Consider the following 16513-nt stretch of genomic DNA (forward strand, 5'->3'; position numbering starts at 1 on the left):
TGCTCCGCTTCACTCGAAGTGTTGACGCCAACGTCGGCGGTTTGCAGTCAGTGTGGGCCGCGTATGTCCCCTTCGCCTGCTTTTTGCCCGCCCAGCTCCAAGTAGTTCCTCGAAGATTCACCACAAGAGACGCGTGTGAATATGTTGAATCTCGAGACCAAGCGCAGAACAGATATCGCGCCCGCCACCATCGGTTGGTTTGTCATCCTCTTGGCGCTCTCCGCTATGTACGTGCCCACCTACTGGGCTGCTGCAGACTCCACATGGCAGTCTGAGGACAATGCCCACGGAGCGTTGGTGCTGGCTGTTGCCCTATGGCTCTTCTGGCGACAGCGGAAGCTGATTTCCGATAGCCCCGACCATCCTTCCAGGGCGCTGGGCGGAGTCAGCTTCACCTTAGGCCTTCTCTTCTATGTCTATGGGCGAGCCCTTGAGAGTCGCTCATTCGAGTTTCTTTCCCCGGTTCTCGTCATGAGCGGCCTGCTGCTGGTGATCAAGGGTCGCGAAGCCCTCAAGGCGGCTTGGTTTCCGGTTCTCTATCTGCTTTTCACGATTCCACTGCCCGCAGTCGTCGTAGATACATTGACGGGGCCTCTGAAGCAGTGGATCTCGGCGTTGGTCGTGAACGGGCTGTATGGTCTTGGCTACCCCATTTCGCGGGCCGGAGTGATGATTTCCATTGGTCAATATCAGCTGCTCGTTGCAGATGCTTGCTCGGGCCTTCACTCGATGTTCAGCATGGCTGCTATTGGCACGCTCTATATGTACCTGAGAAACAGTTCATCCAAGTCCCACAATTTGGCCATGCTGGCTTCGATGATACCGATTTCATTCTTCGCCAATATCATTCGAGTCGGCCTGCTTGTCCTTATTACCTATTACTTGGGTGATGAAGCCGGGCAAGGGATATTGCATGGTGCAGCGGGTATGGCACTGATGCTGTTTTCGTTGGCTTGCCTATTTGGAATAGATTCCTTGTTCGGCCGCCATGTAAAGCCAAAGGCCAGTCCGTCGGTAGATGTCGCCCCAGATCACCTGATACACCGTGTCTGAACAGTTCAGAGCACTGATTTTCATCTTGGCGATGATGTTGCCCATGCTTGCCATGGTGCGGATAGTCTTGGGTGATCGGGTGATCCCGATGGTCGACCTCGACCGGAGACTCAAGGCTTGGGTTGGGATATTGCTGTCGGCCTTCTTGGCACGAAATTTTTGGCTTTACCTTATCGTGTCCGGCGCCCTCATGGCATGGGTGATAAGTAAAGATAAGAATCCCATGGCGGTTTTCCTGAGTTTGTTTTTTGTCGTTCCTCCCACGACAACCTTCATTCCGGGCTTCGGGCCGATCAGCTACATCATTGAAATTAACCACTTGAGACTGGCTTCTCTCATCATTTTGGGTTGGGCGTATCTCAGGATGCGCCGTGATAAATCCATCGAACCTTTCGGTGCTTACGTTCTAGATTGGTTGGCATTCGCATACCTGGCATTGCAGGTGATTTTGTTTCTCCGATCTGACCCTACCGTGACGACCATCCTGCGGACGTCGGTAGAACTTTTTATTGACGGATTTTTGCCTTATTTTGTGGCCAGCAGGGCAGCCCGAAATATTCCGGCCTTGCGCGACATGCTGGCGTCATTTTTGTTCGCCATCGTCATGCTGGCACCCATCACTATTTTCGAGTTCGGCAAAAACTGGCTGCTTTACACCAGCATCAACGAAGCGCTGGGTCTCGGATGGGATGTCATGCCGTACATCATGAGAAACGGCAATGTGAGGCCGTATGCCACGGCGGGCAATAGTTTGATTCTCGGCTTCATCTTGGCGGTCGGTGTGGGTCTCTACCCGGCCGTCAAATCCATGATGACCCCGCGCAATTGGTATCTCTCTTACGCGTTGCTCATCGGAGGTCTCTGCGCGTCCTTGGCTCGAGGCGCCTATGTGGGGGCCACGGTGGCCATCCTTGTTGCGGCCGGAACAGGGCGCGGCGCAGGAACGCGGTTGTCGAAGTTGTCTTTGGGGGCCGCGTTCGCCGTCGTGGCGATCGCACTTTCCCCATTTGCCGATCAGGTCGCCTCGTATCTGCCATTCATCGGCAACGTCGATACAGACAATGTTACCTACCGCACCCGACTGTTCGAGGTGTCAATGCAGGTCATCGCGATGAATCCGCTGTTTGGATCGAGCAACTTCATGCTTGATCCGTTGATGGAGCAGATGCGTCAAGGGCAGGGGATTATTGATATTGTCAACTCATATCTGGGGATTGCATTAGGTACCGGGTATGTGGGGTTGGCTGTCTACATTTCCATATATTTGGTTGCCATGGCCAAGACATGGATGGGAATACGTCGATCGGCCTTGATATCTCCTGAGCTTGAGGGCATCGGGCGAGCGCTGCTGGGAACCACGGTCGGCATCATGATCATCATCGCCACGGCGAGTTGCTTCTTGTCGATGCCATTCATCATCTGGATCATCATGGGCTTGTCTCTCCGATACTCGCAGCTCACGACCAATTTAGGCGCTGTGAGATATGGTCAACCGGCTGCCGCTCACCAGCCTGAGCGACCACGTCAGCGCACTCCAGGGGCGGCATAAAAAAATGAGCGAAGCAAACACAATACAAGCGACAGCCCCCGGGGGGGTATCACTGAGCCGACGCCTGTCGGGCGCTGCTGCATGGGTGGTATTTGGTGCCGGTGCAGCCCATATCATCAGGCTCGGCGGTAATTTGATCGTCACAAGGTTATTGGCACCTGAAATGTTCGGCCTCGTTGCCGTAGCAGGTTTGGTTCCAATGATCCTTTCCATGCTTTCCGATATCGGATTCAGAGAAAACGTCTGCCGCAGTCCGAAGGGCGATGATCAAGAGTTCTTGAACACGCTCTGGGCGGTTCAGATTTCGCGCGGCGCTGCGCTTTGGGGCGGTTGCCTTGTCATCTCCGCAATTCTTTACGGTATCGGCTTGACGGGCTGGCTGTCTCCGCAATCTACCTACGGCGATCCAAAATTGCCGTGGGTCATTGCGGTAAGTTCTATGAGCATCGTGATCTCGAGCTTCCACTCGACAAAAGTGTTCTCAGAGAACCGGCATTTCAGAATCAAGCAACTACTCAGGATTGAGCTGCTGACCCAAGTCATCGGTTTGGTGGTAATGATCGCCATTGCCTGGGTCACTGGATCAATCTGGTCCATCTTGATCAGCGGTCTGGTGACCTCGATTGTCTATGTCCTGTTCAGCCATTTCTGGTTGCCCGGGGAGAACAACCGGTTGGCTTGGTCAAAAGACGACGTCACCGAAATCATGACCTTCGGCAAATGGTTGGTTTGGTCTTCTGCCTTTACCGTATTGGCCAGCAATGGAGATCGGATTCTTTTGGGCGCCTTTGTTTCCGCGCAGATTCTAGGTTTCTACACCATCGCGGCAAATCTGGCCGGTGCCGTGGATCTCTTGGTTGGACAGATATTCAGCCGCGTCGTGATGCCAGGGTTCAGCGAGGTCGCGAGAACCAACCCGGAGCGCTTGGCAGGGGCATATCACAAGATACGTGCTCGATTTGACCCACTCATGCTCGCGTTGTCCGGATTTCTCTTCGCGGCCGGGCATGTAGCGATCAACATCATGTACGACACCCGCTACAAGGCGGCTGGCGCTATTCTCGAGATATTAGCGCTGGGTTTGATCATCTCTCGATATGCACTCGCGCAATCCGTTTATCTGGCAACCAATCGGCCCCAATATCTCGTTTGGCTCAATGTAACGAGATTCATCAGCATTTATGCTTTGGTTCCCGTGGGGTTTTATTTCTTCGGGCTTACCGGGGCATTGTTCGCCATTGCATTCCGAGAAGTGGTCACGGTGCCCATGATTCTTTACTTTAACTCCAAGTATAAAATCAATAATTGGATGCTTGAACTCAAGGTGCTAATGGCTTGGCCAGTTGGCTATGGTGTTGGGTTGGCTGGGGTGTGGGTATACACCATGATTCGATGAAAAATTGCCGATTTTCCAAATTCATGCCTTACCTCGCTGAGATCAATCTGGCGGCCACGCTGCCATGACGAAGGTTTGTGTTGTGGCATCGGATGATCCGAGCAATATCAAATTGTGGTCGGGCACGCCTTATCACATGGTTCAGGCATTGGCAGGCGAGTTTGAAAATCTGGTCGTCATAAAAAAGCCGTACTCAGAGTTTTTCATTGCTGCACGCTCATTGTTTGGGCGGGTTGCTTCAAAGTTGTCCTTGAAGAACATCTGGTTCGAATATATCCCTGGCGTGGCGTGGTGGGGCGCCCGGTCGACGGTCAAGCAAATCCGAGAGATCAATCCCGATGTCGTCGTCGTCATTGCCTATTGCCCACTGAGTGGCGTACTTAGCAAATACTTCCCGACGATTCACATTTCGGACGCGACCTTCTGCCTCATGGACGGTTATTACGAAAGCTTCACCCGACTGCCCGCGGTTTGTAAGGCAAATGGGGAGGCGCTGGAGCGAACGGCCGTCACAGCGTCGAAGTTGTCACTTTTGTCATCCGCATGGGCCGCAGATTCAGCCATTTCGCATTACGGCGGAACCGCAGATCAAGTGCACTTCATTCCTTGGGGCTGCAACTTTCTGACGGACCCGAATGAAGGCGAAGCCATCGACCTTTTCGACTCCAAAACATGCCATCTGTTGTTCATCGGAATGGACTGGGAAAGAAAGGGCGGTTCGTTGGCCGTAGCCACGGTCGAAGTTCTCAGAGCGCGAGGGTTTGACGCGAAGCTCCACGTTGTAGGAACTGCTCCGGCAGACGCTGTTTCGTCAGAGGGTATTGAGTACCACGGCGTGCTCAGCAAAGCCAACGAAGCTCAGCGCACGGAGTTGAGAGAGATCATGCTGCGCTCGGCGTTCCTTTTTCTCCCGACTCGCCAGGATTGCACACCCATGGTTTTCTCGGAGGGCAATGCCTTCGGCATGCCCGGAATCACCACCGACACGGGCGGTGTGTCCAGCGTGGTTGTCGAGGGGGTGAACGGGCATCTCTTGCCGCTGACTGCCGGCCCCAAGGAGTACGCTGACTTGATCGAGGCCGCCTGGGTCGATCAGGGCAAATACATTGCCCTGCGAAAGAGTTCCCGCCGTCAGTACGAACAGGTCCTCAACTGGAAGACCTGGGCTCGTCAAAGCGCGACGTTGATACGCGCGGCGCTGCGCACTTGATGTCAGTAGCCCGCTTGACATGAAATATCTGGCGCAACTGTCCGAGGGACGAGACAACAACTTCAATCTGTTGCGCTTCATCGCCGCCACGATGGTGATCTGGAGCCACAGCTTTCCGTTGGCCTTGGGGCCAGGCGACAACGAACCTCTGAGAAGCAGTCTAGGGGTGACATTCGGCTCGATAGCGGTCGACATCTTCTTCGTCTCGAGCGGCTATCTGATTGCTGCGAGCTTGGTATCGTCGAAGAATATCTTTCGATTTGCTTGGGCGAGGTTCTTGAGGATCTACCCCGGGCTGATCGTCGCGACCGTCGTGACGGTGGTCTTCATTGGCTTGTTCATTTCAACCGAGGACACCTCGCGGTATTTCCTGGATCGATCGACCTGGAAATTCCTGATCAAGAACAGCGCATTGCTGCTTGGCATTGAGTACAGCCTGCCTGGCACTTTCACTCACACCCCTGCGGCTTACGCGGTGAACGGGTCGCTCTGGACTCTGCCCAAAGAGCTCCTGATGTACGCGATCTTTGCGGGGGTTTGGCTGATTGCGGGCCTGTTTTGTGAGCTCGTTGCCTGGAACCGCAAACTTGTCTTCAAGGCGCTTGTTTCAGTCACGTTGGCAGGCGAGCTCCTGCTTTACTTTTTTGGGCTGAAGGAGTTCATCGAAGACTCAAACACTCGCCTGCTGACGGCCTTCTCTTTTGGCGCGTTCATCAGCTTGTTTCGAGACCGGCTGCCAGCCAACCCGGGTTTGGTCATCTTGCTGGCAGCTGCGATCCTCGGCTCTTCCTTAGACAGGACATCGTTCTTCGTCGTCTRCACGCTTCTCTTTCCCTACCTCGTTATTTGCTGTGCTCTGCTGCCGATTTGGCGCCTCAAGCAATTTAATCGCGTCGGTGACTATTCCTACGGCTTGTATGTATACGCATTCCCGGTGCAGCAGATCATCATGTTCTTCATGAAGAGCGTTGGGCCAGAGGCACTGTTTGGTATTGCATTCGTCGTGACCTTGATTCTGGCCGTCATATCCTGGCACGCCATAGAGAAACCAGTGCTGTCTCTGAAGGGCATGAAATTTGGACGTGATGTCGTGCCCGAGAACCCGAAAGACCCTCTTCCTAACCAAACCTGACGGTATGGCAATTTTCGAAAATATTCGAGCAGACTTGAAAGCATATGACGGGAACTGGGGCGCGCAAGGATTCTGGGCGATGGTCGTCTATCGGTTCGGACGTTGGCGCTATACCGTCAGGTTTGCTCCGCTGAGGAAGTTCTTCTCTCTGATTTTCAGAATTCTGTTCAAGCTGACCCATATCTTGACGGGCATCGAACTGCCATGCGAGGTGGTCATCGGAAAGAATTTTGTTATCGACCACTTTGGCGGAATCGTGATCAATGGGCAGGCGAAGTTTGGAGACGACTGCCGGATCCGCAGTGGTGTCGTCGTTGGTTTGAGCCGGGTGTCCGAGCCATGTGCACCGGTCATTGGCAACAATGTCGATATCGGAACTGGGGCGAAAATATTGGGGCCGATCACCATCGGCAACAACGTTCTCATTGGCGCCAACGCAGTAGTTATCCGTGACGTGCCGGACAATTCCGTCGCCGTGGGCGTACCAGCGGTTATCAAGCCTCGGAAGGACATGTGATGCACCCGCTGGACTATTTCGACAAGGTCTACGTCATCAACCTCGCTTCACGGGTGGACCGGCGCGCAGAGATGGCCGAGCAGTTTCAAACCATCGGGCGCGAGTTGAATCAACGGAATATCCAGCTGTTCGAGGCGAGCAGGCCCGAGAACGCGGGAGACTTCCCGTCGATCGGCGCTCGCGGCTGCTTCATGAGCCATCTGCGCATTCTTCAGGATGCGTCCGCCAAGGGCCATGCGCGCATCTTGATCGTGGAGGACGACCTCAACTTCGCGTCCGACTTTGTGGCTGACGCGAGCCGGGTCATCGAGGTGCTCGCCAAGACGGACTGGGCCATGTTCTACGGGGGCTATGAGGCACTGACGGCGTCGTCCCCTGTCGTCAGAAATGGTCTTGCTCGTCTCGATTCTGCAGATTCGCTCAGAACAACCCATTTCGTTGCCTTTCAGCAGCCTGCGATCGAAGAAGCGTCTGCTTACTTGTCTGCAATGCTAGTAAGGCCGGCGGGAGATGCTGCCGGCGGCCCCATGCATGTGGACGGAGCGTACGGGTGGTATCGGCAAGCTCATCCAAGCCGCGAGACCTGGGTTGCCATCCCTGAGTTGGGTCACCAACGCTCGTCGCGGACGGACATTCACGACTTGCGCTGGTTTGACCGGTGGTGGCTCGTCAGAGACGCCGTGGCTGCCGTGAGGCGCCGCCGCAACGCGCATTGAATCGGTTGCCGGGGCAGTTACAGGCGGATGCAAGAGGTGGAAACCCCGCGAATCAAGGCTGTCGGGCGCCGCTCTTAAGCGGGAGGATACGCAGCTATACACGCTCGTCTGGTGCGTCCTGGTTGGGATGCTGTTCGACGCGTCCAACCAGAGAGCAAGTAAATCGACCATGACGCTGCGCGTTGCCTATCTGATCAATCAATACCCAAAGGTGAGTCACAGTTTCATTCGCCGAGAAATCCTCGCACTGGAGCAACTGGGTGTGGAGGTGCAACGCTTTGCCTTGCGTGGGTGGGCGGACGACTTGGTTGACCCTGCCGATGTCGCCGAGCGCGAACGCACGCGCTATGTGCTCCAGCGCGGCGTGAAGTTTCTGATGTGGGCACTGGCTCGGCAACTGTTTACTGCGCCAATTCGTTTCGGGCGTGCGTTGTCCCTGGCAATTCGCATGGCTGCTCGTTCAGAGAAGTCTTTGCCGTACCACCTCATCTACCTGGCGGAAGCCTGCGCCTTGATGGGTTGGCTGAATCGCAAGTCCGCCGAGCACGTGCACGCGCATTTCGGAACCAACCCGGCTGAAGTGGCCACGCTGTTGCATGCGCTGGGTGGCCCACCGTTCAGCTTCACGGTCCATGGCCCGGAAGAGTTCGACAAACCCGAGGCCATTGCCCTGGGCGAAAAAATACGACGGTCGGCATTCGTCGTGGCGATCAGCTCATACGGAAGAAGCCAGCTTTATCGTTGGTCCCGTTCCCAGGACTGGGCCCGCATCAAGATCGTCCACTGCGGTCTCGATGCAGCCTTCCACAGCGGCGCCTTGCCCTCCATCACTCAAGAGCCGCGACTGGTGTGTGTCGGCCGCCTTTGCGAGCAGAAAGGCCAGTTGCTCCTCGTTCATGCGGCGAATCTGCTGGTTCGCGAAGGCATCCCTCTTCAGCTGGTGCTGGCCGGCGACGGCGAGATGCGGGAAGAGATTGAAGCCCTGATCGCGCAGCTGGGGCTGAGTGCTCATGTGCGCATTACCGGTTGGGTCGATGCCGCTTCGGTGCGCAGTGAAATCCTGGCCGCCCGCGCGCTCGTGCTCCCAAGCTTTGCTGAAGGTCTGCCCGTTGTCCTGATGGAGGCGCTGGCATTGGCCCGTCCGGTGCTCAGCACCTACGTCGCCGGCATTCCGGAACTGGTTCGCTCTGGCGAGGCCGGCTGGTTGTTTCCCGCCGGTGACGTGGAATCGTTGGCATCCTCCATGAGGGAATGTCTGGCTGCTCAGCCGGCAGATCTCGACAAAATGGGAGCCGCCGGGCGAAGTCGTGTGCTGGAGCGTCATAGCGTCGACATCGAAGCGGCCAAACTGATGGAGCACTTTCGGGCTGCCCGTCAGAACCACCAAGAGGTGCCTGCGTGATGTCCTTGTTGTATGGTCTTCTGACGATTGCTGCGCTGCTCGTGTCCCTGCCGGCTGCTGTGCTGGTCGTTCAGCTTCTGCTGTCGCTGGTTCGCCCGAAGCTGCCGTCCACGCAGCCCAATTCCTCAACCCGCATCGCTGTGCTCGTGCCGGCGCATGACGAGGCCTCGGGCATTGCGCACACCATCCAGTCCATCAAGAAGCAGTTGCCCGAGGGATCTCGGCTCGTGGTGGTGGCCGACAACTGCAGCGATCACACGGCGATGCTGGCGCGGCAAGCCGGTGCCGAGGTCATTGAACGCTTTGATGCCGTGCTGCGTGGCAAAGGCTACGCGCTCGATTTCGGTCTGCGCTGGCTGTCTGCCGATCCGCCGGATGTTTTGATCGTGCTCGACGCCGACTGCGAAATTCATGCAGACGGCATTCCTCGCCTGGCCGAGCGCTGCATTTCCAGCGGCCGCCCCATCCAGTCGCTTTACCTGATGCGCTCAGCCGGTGCCTCAAGCTTGCGCATGCGCATCGCCGAGTTCGCGTGGCTGGTCAAGAACCACCTGCGCCCCCTGGGTTCGGCGCGCATCGGCGCGCCGTGCCAGCTCACCGGTACCGGCATGGCCTTTCCTTGGCGCCTGATCGCTTCGGTGTCTCTGGCCAACGGGCATCTGGTGGAAGACATGAAGCTGGGGGTGGATCTGGCGATGCAAGGTACGCCACCTCAGTTCGCTCCCGATGTGCTCGTGACCAGCAGCTTCCCGACGACGGCCCAAGGTGTCGCGAGCCAGCGCCAACGCTGGGAGCACGGCCACCTTGCGATGCTTGGGCGTGAACTCCCTCGCCTGATTGGCGCAGCGCTGATCAGGCGCAGTCCGATCGCATTCGCGTTGGCTGCTGATTTGCTGGTGCCACCCCTGGCTTTGCTCGTTCTGTTGCTGGTGCTCGTCTTTGCGCTGGGCCTCGTGGGGCTGCTGGCGGCTGGTTGGACGGTGCCAGTTGCGATTGCTGGAACGAGCCTCGCGCTCTTGTGTGTGGCGACCCTTCTGGCTTGGTCCAAGCACGGCCGGTCGGTGCTGACGCTCTCCGATCTGCTCAGCGTGCCGAGCTACGTGCTGTGGAAGATTCCCCTCTACCTCCGGTTCGTCTTCAACCGCCAGATCGACTGGATCAGGACGCAACGTGATGGTGAATGACTTTCTTGAGGCCGCCGAAGTGCCGCTGCTTGAAGCGCGAGAGCCGGTGCCGGTGCCGGTGCCCGCCAGCCTCCGCCTGACGAAGCCTGGCACGCCGCACGCCGTCGACTTCGGGCGCAACATTCATTGCGTTCTGGGCCTGACCTTCGATGCTCTGTCGCTCGACGAAGCCGTGGCGCAAGTGCACCACGCCGCGCACACCGGCACGCCTTGCTTCGTGTCGACGCCCAATGTCAATTTCTTGATCGCAGCGCAGACCGATGCGCCGTTTCGCGCCTCGGTGCTCCACAGCGATCTGAGCGTCGCCGATGGCATGCCCATCGTCTGGATCGCCCGCCTGCTGGGTGTTCCGATTCGGGAGCGTGTTGCCGGTGCCGATCTGTTCGATCGCTTGCGGGTCGACGCACGTCAGCCGCTGGGCGTCTACTTCTTCGGTGGGCCGGACGGCGTGGCTGAGAGCGCCAGCCGGCAGTTGAACGTCACGCCCGGCGGGCTCCGAGGCGTCGGCGGAGAGTCCCCCGGCGCAGGCACGGTAACGGATCTGTGCAAGCCCGAGAGCCTGGCTCGCATCAACGCATCGGGAGCACAACTCCTGGCCGTGGCCCTGGGCGCGAAGAAGGGCCAGGCCTGGATCGAGCTCAACCGCGCGAGCCTCAGCGTCCCCGTCATCAGCCATCTGGGTGCCGTCGTCAATTTCGTCGAAGGGCGGCTGGCGCGTGCGCCGGTCTGGGCACGGCGCCTCGGCATCGAATGGTGCTGGCGCATTCTGGGAGAGCGCAGCCTCTGGCGTCGCTACTGGAACGACGGACGTTCGCTTGCTGCGCTGGCGTTCACGCGCTTGGTCTCTACGCTGTGGCTCATGCGGGTCGTGATGCCTTTGCGCCGCTTTGGGTCGCCGGGCGACGTGTCGATCTCGGATGCGGCGACGCATTTCAAGGTGACCGTCAAGGGCGCATGGCGCTCAGACGCTGCGTTGCCATTGCGCTTGGCCCTCAGCCGTGCCGCGGACAGCGACAAGGCGGTCGAGGTCATCTTTGAGCCGGAAGCTAGCATTGACCTGGGTGTGGTGGGTCTGTTGCTTCTGCTGGAAGAGTTCTGTTCTCAGCGTGCGATTCAGGTCACCATCGTCCCAGGCGATGCGACCATGCGGCGCCTGTTTGAACTGTGCGATCTGAGATCTCTTGCGCAGCCCGTGCTCGTCGCTCGATGAGCGTGCCTACCTTTTGACAACCGGCAGACCCTGCGCCTGGCATCCGCCACTGAACCCATGAATGAGCAGCCCCTTCGCGTCCTGATCGTCGCCGAACACGCCAGTGCACGTTTTGGCGGCGAGGCTTCACTGCCGCTGCACTACTACCGCGTGCTTCGTGCTCGCGGCGTGCCCGTGTGGCTCATCACCCATGCACGTGTGCGGGACGAGTTGCAGAAGGCCTATCCGGACGACAACGCGCGCATCTTCTACATCGAAGACACCTGGCTTCACCTCACCCTATGGCGCATCAGCCACTGGATTCCGGCCCGGCTCGACTACATCACCACAGGCTACGTGATGCGCATCGTCACGCAGCTTTCGCAGCGGCGAATCGCCAGAGATGCGATCTCGCGCTTCGGGGTCACGGTGGTTCACCAGCCGATGCCGGTCTCTCCGAAGGAGCCATCTCTGCTGCATGGTTTGGGCGTGCCAGTCGTCATCGGCCCGATGAACGGTGGCATGAACTATCCGGCGGCTTTTCGCAGGCAACAGTCTTCCTTGCTGAACGGCGTGGTGCGAGTCGGCCGTGCGGCAGCCAGTGCGATGAACTGGCTGATGCCAGGCAAGCGGCGCGCGGCCGCCTTGCTGGTCGCCAATCAGCGTACGCGCGACGCGTTGCCCCCGGGCACCTGTTCCAACGTGATCACCCTGGTCGAGAACGGCGTTGACCTTTCTCTGTGGAAGCAGGCCGCCGAGCACAAGTCCGAAGACCGAGACGTCGCTCGCTTCGTGTTCCTCGGGAGGCTGGTGGACTGGAAAGCGGTCGATTTGCTGCTGACAGCATTTGCCACTGCCCGCACGCGCGCACGCATGTCACTGTTGGTGATCGGTGATGGCGCGGTGGCTCCATCGCTCAAGAGCCTGTCGAATGAACTGGACCTCACGGCTCAGGCAGAGAGTGACGAGTCGAAGGTCTTCTTCGCCGGTTGGATGCCGCAGGCGGAATGTGCGCGCAAGCTGAGGGATCAGCACTGCCTGGTTCTCCCGAGCTTGATGGAGTGCGGCGGTGCGGTGGTTCTGGAGGCAATGTCTCTGGGCCTGCCGGTCATCGCTACAGCATGGGGCGGGCCCACCGACTATCTGGACGCGAGTTGTGGTGTGCTGGTCGAGCCCCAGTCGCGAGATGCCTTGGTCAACGGCTTGGCCGACGCGATGGTGCGTCTGGCCGAATCGCCTGAGCTGCGCGCAGCCATGGGGCAGGCGGGCCGAGACAAGGTCGTCCGCGAGTTCGACTGGGAGACCAAGGTCGATCGCATGGTCGAGGTCTATCGCAGCGTCATGCCGAGAGAGGTTGGGGCAGCGACGCGCGAAATGGCCAGGTCATGAAGGCAGACCTGCCAGCATCGATGGCACGGGAGGGTGGTGCCTCGGGGTACGCGGCTGTCGACTCGATCTCCGCCGAGACGCCTGATTGGTCGCGAGAGCAGAAGGGCTGGACCGAGTGGGCGCCGTCGCGGGCGTTGCTTGCCAGCATTCGCAGTTACCAGCGCCACGCAGTTGCAGGTCGCCCATGGAGCGGCATCTTTCGCCGGCTCGCGGTGTTGCGACACCGCTGGTGGAGCGTGGTGACCGGTGCCGACATTCCGTTGAACTGCCGCATCGATGGCGGTCTGCTGCTGCCGCATCCCAACGGCATCGTGATTCACCCTGAGGCGCACATCGGTCCCAACTGCCTGCTCTTCCAGCAGGTCACGATCGGGATGGGCAATGGCGGCGTGCCGCGCATCGGCGGGCATGTGGATGTCGGCGCCGGCGCCAAGATCGTGGGGGGTGTGAAGGTCGGCAATCACGCCAAGATCGGCGCCAACGCGGTCGTGGTCTGTGACGTGCCCGAGGGGGCCACGGCAGTCGGCGTACCCGCTCGAATCATCGGCGTGTGACCGTTTTCGCGCTTCGCACAATTTGAATCATTGAAACGAAAAAGCATGTCTGCAACCACTGAAACACCATCGCAGCGCCGGGTTTTTTGCGTGCTCAGCGCGCGTTCGTTGCCCTATGCCGAGAAGGCCATCGAGAGCCTTTTCGCCCGTGTCGCCGAACCGATCTCGTTGGTGCTCATCACCGATGGTGAGCAAGACAAGGTGGAGATCGTCGCTGCGGTGAGCGCGTTGACCGTCCCTTCGCAGCACAGCTGGTCCGTGCACTCACAAGCCGAAGCCGACGAACGGGCCGAACAGCAGTTCGCCGCCTATCCGAACCTGCGGCAATTTCGCATGGGGCACCCGTGCTGGCGCAAGCTCACCGACCCGCTCCTCTTCTGCGACCGCGGCGAAGAGATGATCATTCTCGACCCCGATCTCTACTTCCCGAATGTCTTCACCTTCGAAGCCACGCCCTCGAAAGGCGTGCTGCTGATGTGGCAGCCGCCCAGCTGCTTGTTGCCCGATGACGTCGTGATGAAGGCATATCGCACGCCCATCAAGCTCGCGCACCACGTCGATATCGGCGTTGCCCAGCTGCGAAACAGCCTCGACCTCGCCTGGTTCGACTGGCTGGTCGGTAGCCTCGGCGGCAAGGACATCCCGCGGGCCATGCATGTGGAAGCCATCGTCTGGGCCGCGATTGCCATGCGCGACGGCGGCGGCTACTTCGACCCTGCACACTGGTACTGCTGGCGCTACCGGCAATGGAAGCGTGTCGCCTTGAAGCTGGGCGTACCGGGCCTGAGCCTGCTCAGGGCCGAAGACCTGAGCAAGGTCAAGTGCTTCCACGCCAGCGGAATTGCCAAGTGGTGGGTCAAGGAAGCCTGTGAGCGGAACTTGTTCCCCGCACCGCGCTCAGTCACCGAGAGTTCCGCCGCAAAGCCGTTTGAAGAACTGACCTTGGGCGAGTATGAATCCGACCAGCGTATCAAGCGCATTGCCCGAAAACTCGGTTACTACTCTCTCATGAAGGCCAGTGGTTGAGAGTGGCTGACGGGCGTATGCTGCGAAATTGAGCACTTCGGAGCTCAGTCAAAGCTTAGACCCGTTATGTCCACCATCTCTGACCATTTCGCCCAGACCCCAGCTGTTTTGCGGGGTACCTCCCTGCTTGTCGTACTGCTGATGGCGTCCGCCCTGATGCGGCAAGACATGCCCGGCGACTCGCCGATGGCACACGCAGGCAGCGAGACGACGGCTGACCCGGAACTCCAGCGAGCGGCAGAACGTGGGTCTCTGTGCAGCAATACCAACCCCACGGGTGTTGGACTGCGCGGCGAGTACTTCGCGAAAGAGAAGTTTCAGGGGGCGCCGTTGCTGGTGCGCACGGACCCCGGCATTGACTTCGACTCCAACTTCGACTGGCGCGCTAGCCCGGGCGTCTCACAGGCGCCCAAGTCGGTGAGATGGACCGGCTGGGTACGACCCCCGGTGACGGGGCGCTACCAGTTCCACATCCAGGGCGAAGGCACGACCGTGACGGTCGCGCGCAAAGTGTTCACGGGTTCGAATCCTGGTGATGGCTACGTCGAACTCCATGCCGGGCGTTACGCACCAGTGGTGATCGAGATGAGCCCGGTTCCAGCCGGAGCCGCCGAACGCATTCGCTTCGAATGGACGACGCCCTACGGCGCCCGCTTTGTGGTGCCCCACGCCTTGCTCTTCACGCCGAACGAGAGCGTGGTCGCCGCCCGCCAGTAATGCGCTGACAGCCGCTGGCCCATACGGCTGAACGCGGAACATGTCCGGATAACAGCCAGAGCAGAGATTTTTGAAGCCGTGGTACGCCCCTTGCGGTATACATGCGGCGAGGTTGCGCACGCAACCTTCTGTCCTCAGCTTGGCTTGGGCCACCCAACATGATCGACAAGAAGCGCGCGATTCAAAAGATCTCTCTTTCACTGCTTCTCTTGTTCGCCGTATTTCTGTACGTCCTGGCCTCTTTGAAACCCCCGCCTCCCGAGTACTACGCCGAAGGCACACGCATTGATTTCTTTGGGGCCGATCTCTGGCGCGTCACGGAAAACATCAACGACACCGCCATCAAGCACTACAGAGATCGTGTGCACCCGCTGTTTTCGCTTGCAGCCACAACGCCGACCGTCTTACTGAAGCAGGTGTTCGGCTGCGACAACAACGCTTGTGGCCTGAAGATCTATCAGGCCCTGTTCGGAACCCTGGGGCTGTTCTTCTTCATCCTGATACTCCATGAGGTGAGCCCCCGGCCAGTGGCCGTGGTGCTGCCGACGGTGCTCCTCTTTTGCTCCTCGGCCACCTGGAAGATGTGGAGCCACCTGCCGGAGACTTCGCTCTACGCCTTCTTCTCGATCAACTTGGCGATCTACCTGTTCCTGCGGTTTGAATCGCAGGAAGGGCGCATCGCATCGGGCGTTGCCTCGTTCTCCGGAACGATCACGAACGGCGGCCTGGGTCTGCTGCTGCAGTTCTTTGCGTTGAAAGGCGACCGCAAGAAGCTTGTTGGATGTATGGCTGCCACTCTGGGCGTACTAGCGGTTCTTGCCCTCGTCCAGAGAAACATCTACCCGACGTCGATCCCGTTCTTTGACTTGGCAGAAGCCGGCGAAGAGGCCAGGTACATCAACAGGGACGTCTCCGAGTTGCCGTGGCGAACGTTGGATTTCGCGTTGTCTCCGCTGGCCTTGCCTTGGACCACTCCTTCAGGAGACTCGTTCAGTTCGATCGCGATGTTGAAGACATTTTTCGCAAACTTCGGCGCGCAGACACGTCGCGCGCTGCTCGGGCTTTTCACACTCGTCGTCTTGTTCTGCTTCGTCGTCGTTCAATGCCGAAAGGCGTTTGTCGATGCCTGGAGAAATCTAGACCTCTCTGCTCCGGCAGCGAAGCAGGTCGTCGTGGTGAGATCCCTCGTCATCTTCATCGCAGCTCAGTACGTCTTGCACTTGATCTACGGCGACATGCCGTTCCTGTACGCGATGCATTTCCTCCCGGGAGTCATCATCGTTCTGACGTACTTCGCAGCGAAGCAGCTTCCTCGGCTGTACCCCGTCTTGGTCACACTGGCTGTTGTGGCGACTCAGGAAATGAACGCAGGGCTGTATAGCTTCTTGTTCCCGCGCTAGTCGACTGCTGGCATACGCGAGGACCAGTTGGATCAACTGGTCCTCGCGATCGCCGGGACGCTAACTGAAGACAAGTGTG

At 58.8% G+C, this 16513-nt stretch carries 16 protein-coding genes; 15 read left to right on the forward strand and 1 reads right to left on the reverse strand.

Features of this window, described 5'->3' with window-relative positions; all coding sequences use genetic code 11:
* The first annotated feature begins 141 nt into the window (after window positions 1–141).
* The 9 genes from xrtB to AC1DYS_RS16905 all read left to right on the forward strand — a co-directional run bounded on the left by xrtB (window position 142) and on the right by AC1DYS_RS16905 (window position 10159).
* Window positions 142–1053, forward strand: a complete 912-nt coding sequence (gene xrtB, locus AC1DYS_RS16865; RefSeq protein WP_477901144.1) for an exosortase B — start codon at window positions 142–144, stop codon at window positions 1051–1053.
* Window positions 1046–2602, forward strand: coding sequence for an O-antigen ligase family protein (locus AC1DYS_RS16870; protein WP_477901146.1), 1557 nt, complete (start codon window positions 1046–1048; stop codon window positions 2600–2602). Before xrtB ends, AC1DYS_RS16870 begins: the two co-directional genes overlap by 8 nt.
* Entirely contained in the window at window positions 2538–3998 is a 1461-nt protein-coding gene (locus AC1DYS_RS16875) for an oligosaccharide flippase family protein (protein ID WP_477901148.1), read from the forward strand. The genes AC1DYS_RS16870 and AC1DYS_RS16875 overlap by 65 nt, the downstream gene beginning before the upstream one ends.
* Before the next feature lie 64 nt (window positions 3999–4062).
* Window positions 4063–5208 (forward strand): glycosyltransferase family 4 protein, encoded by a 1146-nt coding sequence (locus tag AC1DYS_RS16880; RefSeq protein ID WP_477901150.1) that lies wholly within the window; start codon window positions 4063–4065, stop codon window positions 5206–5208.
* A gap of 19 nt (window positions 5209–5227) precedes the next feature.
* Window positions 5228–6340 carry an acyltransferase family protein gene (locus AC1DYS_RS16885; RefSeq protein WP_477901152.1) on the forward strand — a complete coding sequence of 371 codons (1113 nt, stop codon included), beginning with the start codon at window positions 5228–5230 and terminating at the stop codon, window positions 6338–6340.
* A 4-nt stretch (window positions 6341–6344) separates the two neighbouring features.
* Window positions 6345–6857: a serine O-acetyltransferase gene (locus AC1DYS_RS16890; protein ID WP_197068115.1), complete on the forward strand. Its 513-nt coding sequence runs from the start codon at window positions 6345–6347 to the stop codon at window positions 6855–6857.
* Window positions 6857–7573 carry a glycosyltransferase family 25 protein gene (locus AC1DYS_RS16895; protein WP_477901154.1) on the forward strand — a complete coding sequence of 239 codons (717 nt, stop codon included), beginning with the start codon at window positions 6857–6859 and terminating at the stop codon, window positions 7571–7573. The genes AC1DYS_RS16890 and AC1DYS_RS16895 overlap by 1 nt, the downstream gene beginning before the upstream one ends.
* A 169-nt stretch (window positions 7574–7742) precedes the next feature.
* Window positions 7743–8975, forward strand: coding sequence for a glycosyltransferase (locus AC1DYS_RS16900; RefSeq protein WP_477901156.1), 1233 nt, complete (start codon window positions 7743–7745; stop codon window positions 8973–8975).
* Window positions 8975–10159 (forward strand): glycosyltransferase family 2 protein, encoded by a 1185-nt coding sequence (locus AC1DYS_RS16905; protein WP_477901158.1) that lies wholly within the window; start codon window positions 8975–8977, stop codon window positions 10157–10159. Before AC1DYS_RS16900 ends, AC1DYS_RS16905 begins: the two co-directional genes overlap by 1 nt.
* On the opposite strand, the gene AC1DYS_RS16910 is transcribed toward AC1DYS_RS16905, so the two are convergent.
* On the reverse strand, window positions 10134–10358 hold the full coding sequence (locus AC1DYS_RS16910; protein ID WP_477901160.1) for a hypothetical protein: 225 nt from the start codon (window positions 10356–10358) through the stop codon (window positions 10134–10136). The two genes, AC1DYS_RS16905 and AC1DYS_RS16910, sit on opposite strands and share 26 nt — an antisense overlap.
* Between AC1DYS_RS16910 and AC1DYS_RS16915 the strand changes: the two genes are divergently transcribed.
* The 6 genes from AC1DYS_RS16915 to AC1DYS_RS16940 all read left to right on the forward strand — a co-directional run bounded on the left by AC1DYS_RS16915 (window position 10341) and on the right by AC1DYS_RS16940 (window position 16434).
* Window positions 10341–11369, forward strand: a complete 1029-nt coding sequence (locus AC1DYS_RS16915) for a WecB/TagA/CpsF family glycosyltransferase (protein ID WP_490363532.1) — start codon at window positions 10341–10343, stop codon at window positions 11367–11369. The genes AC1DYS_RS16910 and AC1DYS_RS16915 overlap by 18 nt on opposite strands.
* Before the next feature lie 57 nt (window positions 11370–11426).
* Window positions 11427–12737, forward strand: coding sequence for a glycosyltransferase family 4 protein (locus tag AC1DYS_RS16920; protein ID WP_477901164.1), 1311 nt, complete (start codon window positions 11427–11429; stop codon window positions 12735–12737).
* A complete protein-coding gene (locus AC1DYS_RS16925; RefSeq protein WP_477901166.1) occupies window positions 12734–13291 on the forward strand; it encodes a serine O-acetyltransferase in 558 nt (185 codons plus the stop codon). The genes AC1DYS_RS16920 and AC1DYS_RS16925 overlap by 4 nt, the downstream gene beginning before the upstream one ends.
* A gap of 45 nt (window positions 13292–13336) precedes the next feature.
* On the forward strand, window positions 13337–14317 hold the full coding sequence (locus AC1DYS_RS16930) for a hypothetical protein (protein WP_477901168.1): 981 nt from the start codon (window positions 13337–13339) through the stop codon (window positions 14315–14317).
* A gap of 66 nt (window positions 14318–14383) precedes the next feature.
* The gene (locus AC1DYS_RS16935; protein WP_477901170.1) at window positions 14384–15034 is read left to right on the forward strand and encodes a PA14 domain-containing protein; all 651 of its coding nucleotides are present in this window, start codon (window positions 14384–14386) and stop codon (window positions 15032–15034) included.
* A gap of 158 nt (window positions 15035–15192) precedes the next feature.
* Entirely contained in the window at window positions 15193–16434 is a 1242-nt protein-coding gene (locus tag AC1DYS_RS16940; protein ID WP_477901171.1) for a hypothetical protein, read from the forward strand.
* Window positions 16435–16513: the final 79 nt, after the last annotated feature.

The organism is Rhizobacter sp. P2_G4, from assembly GCF_056403575.1.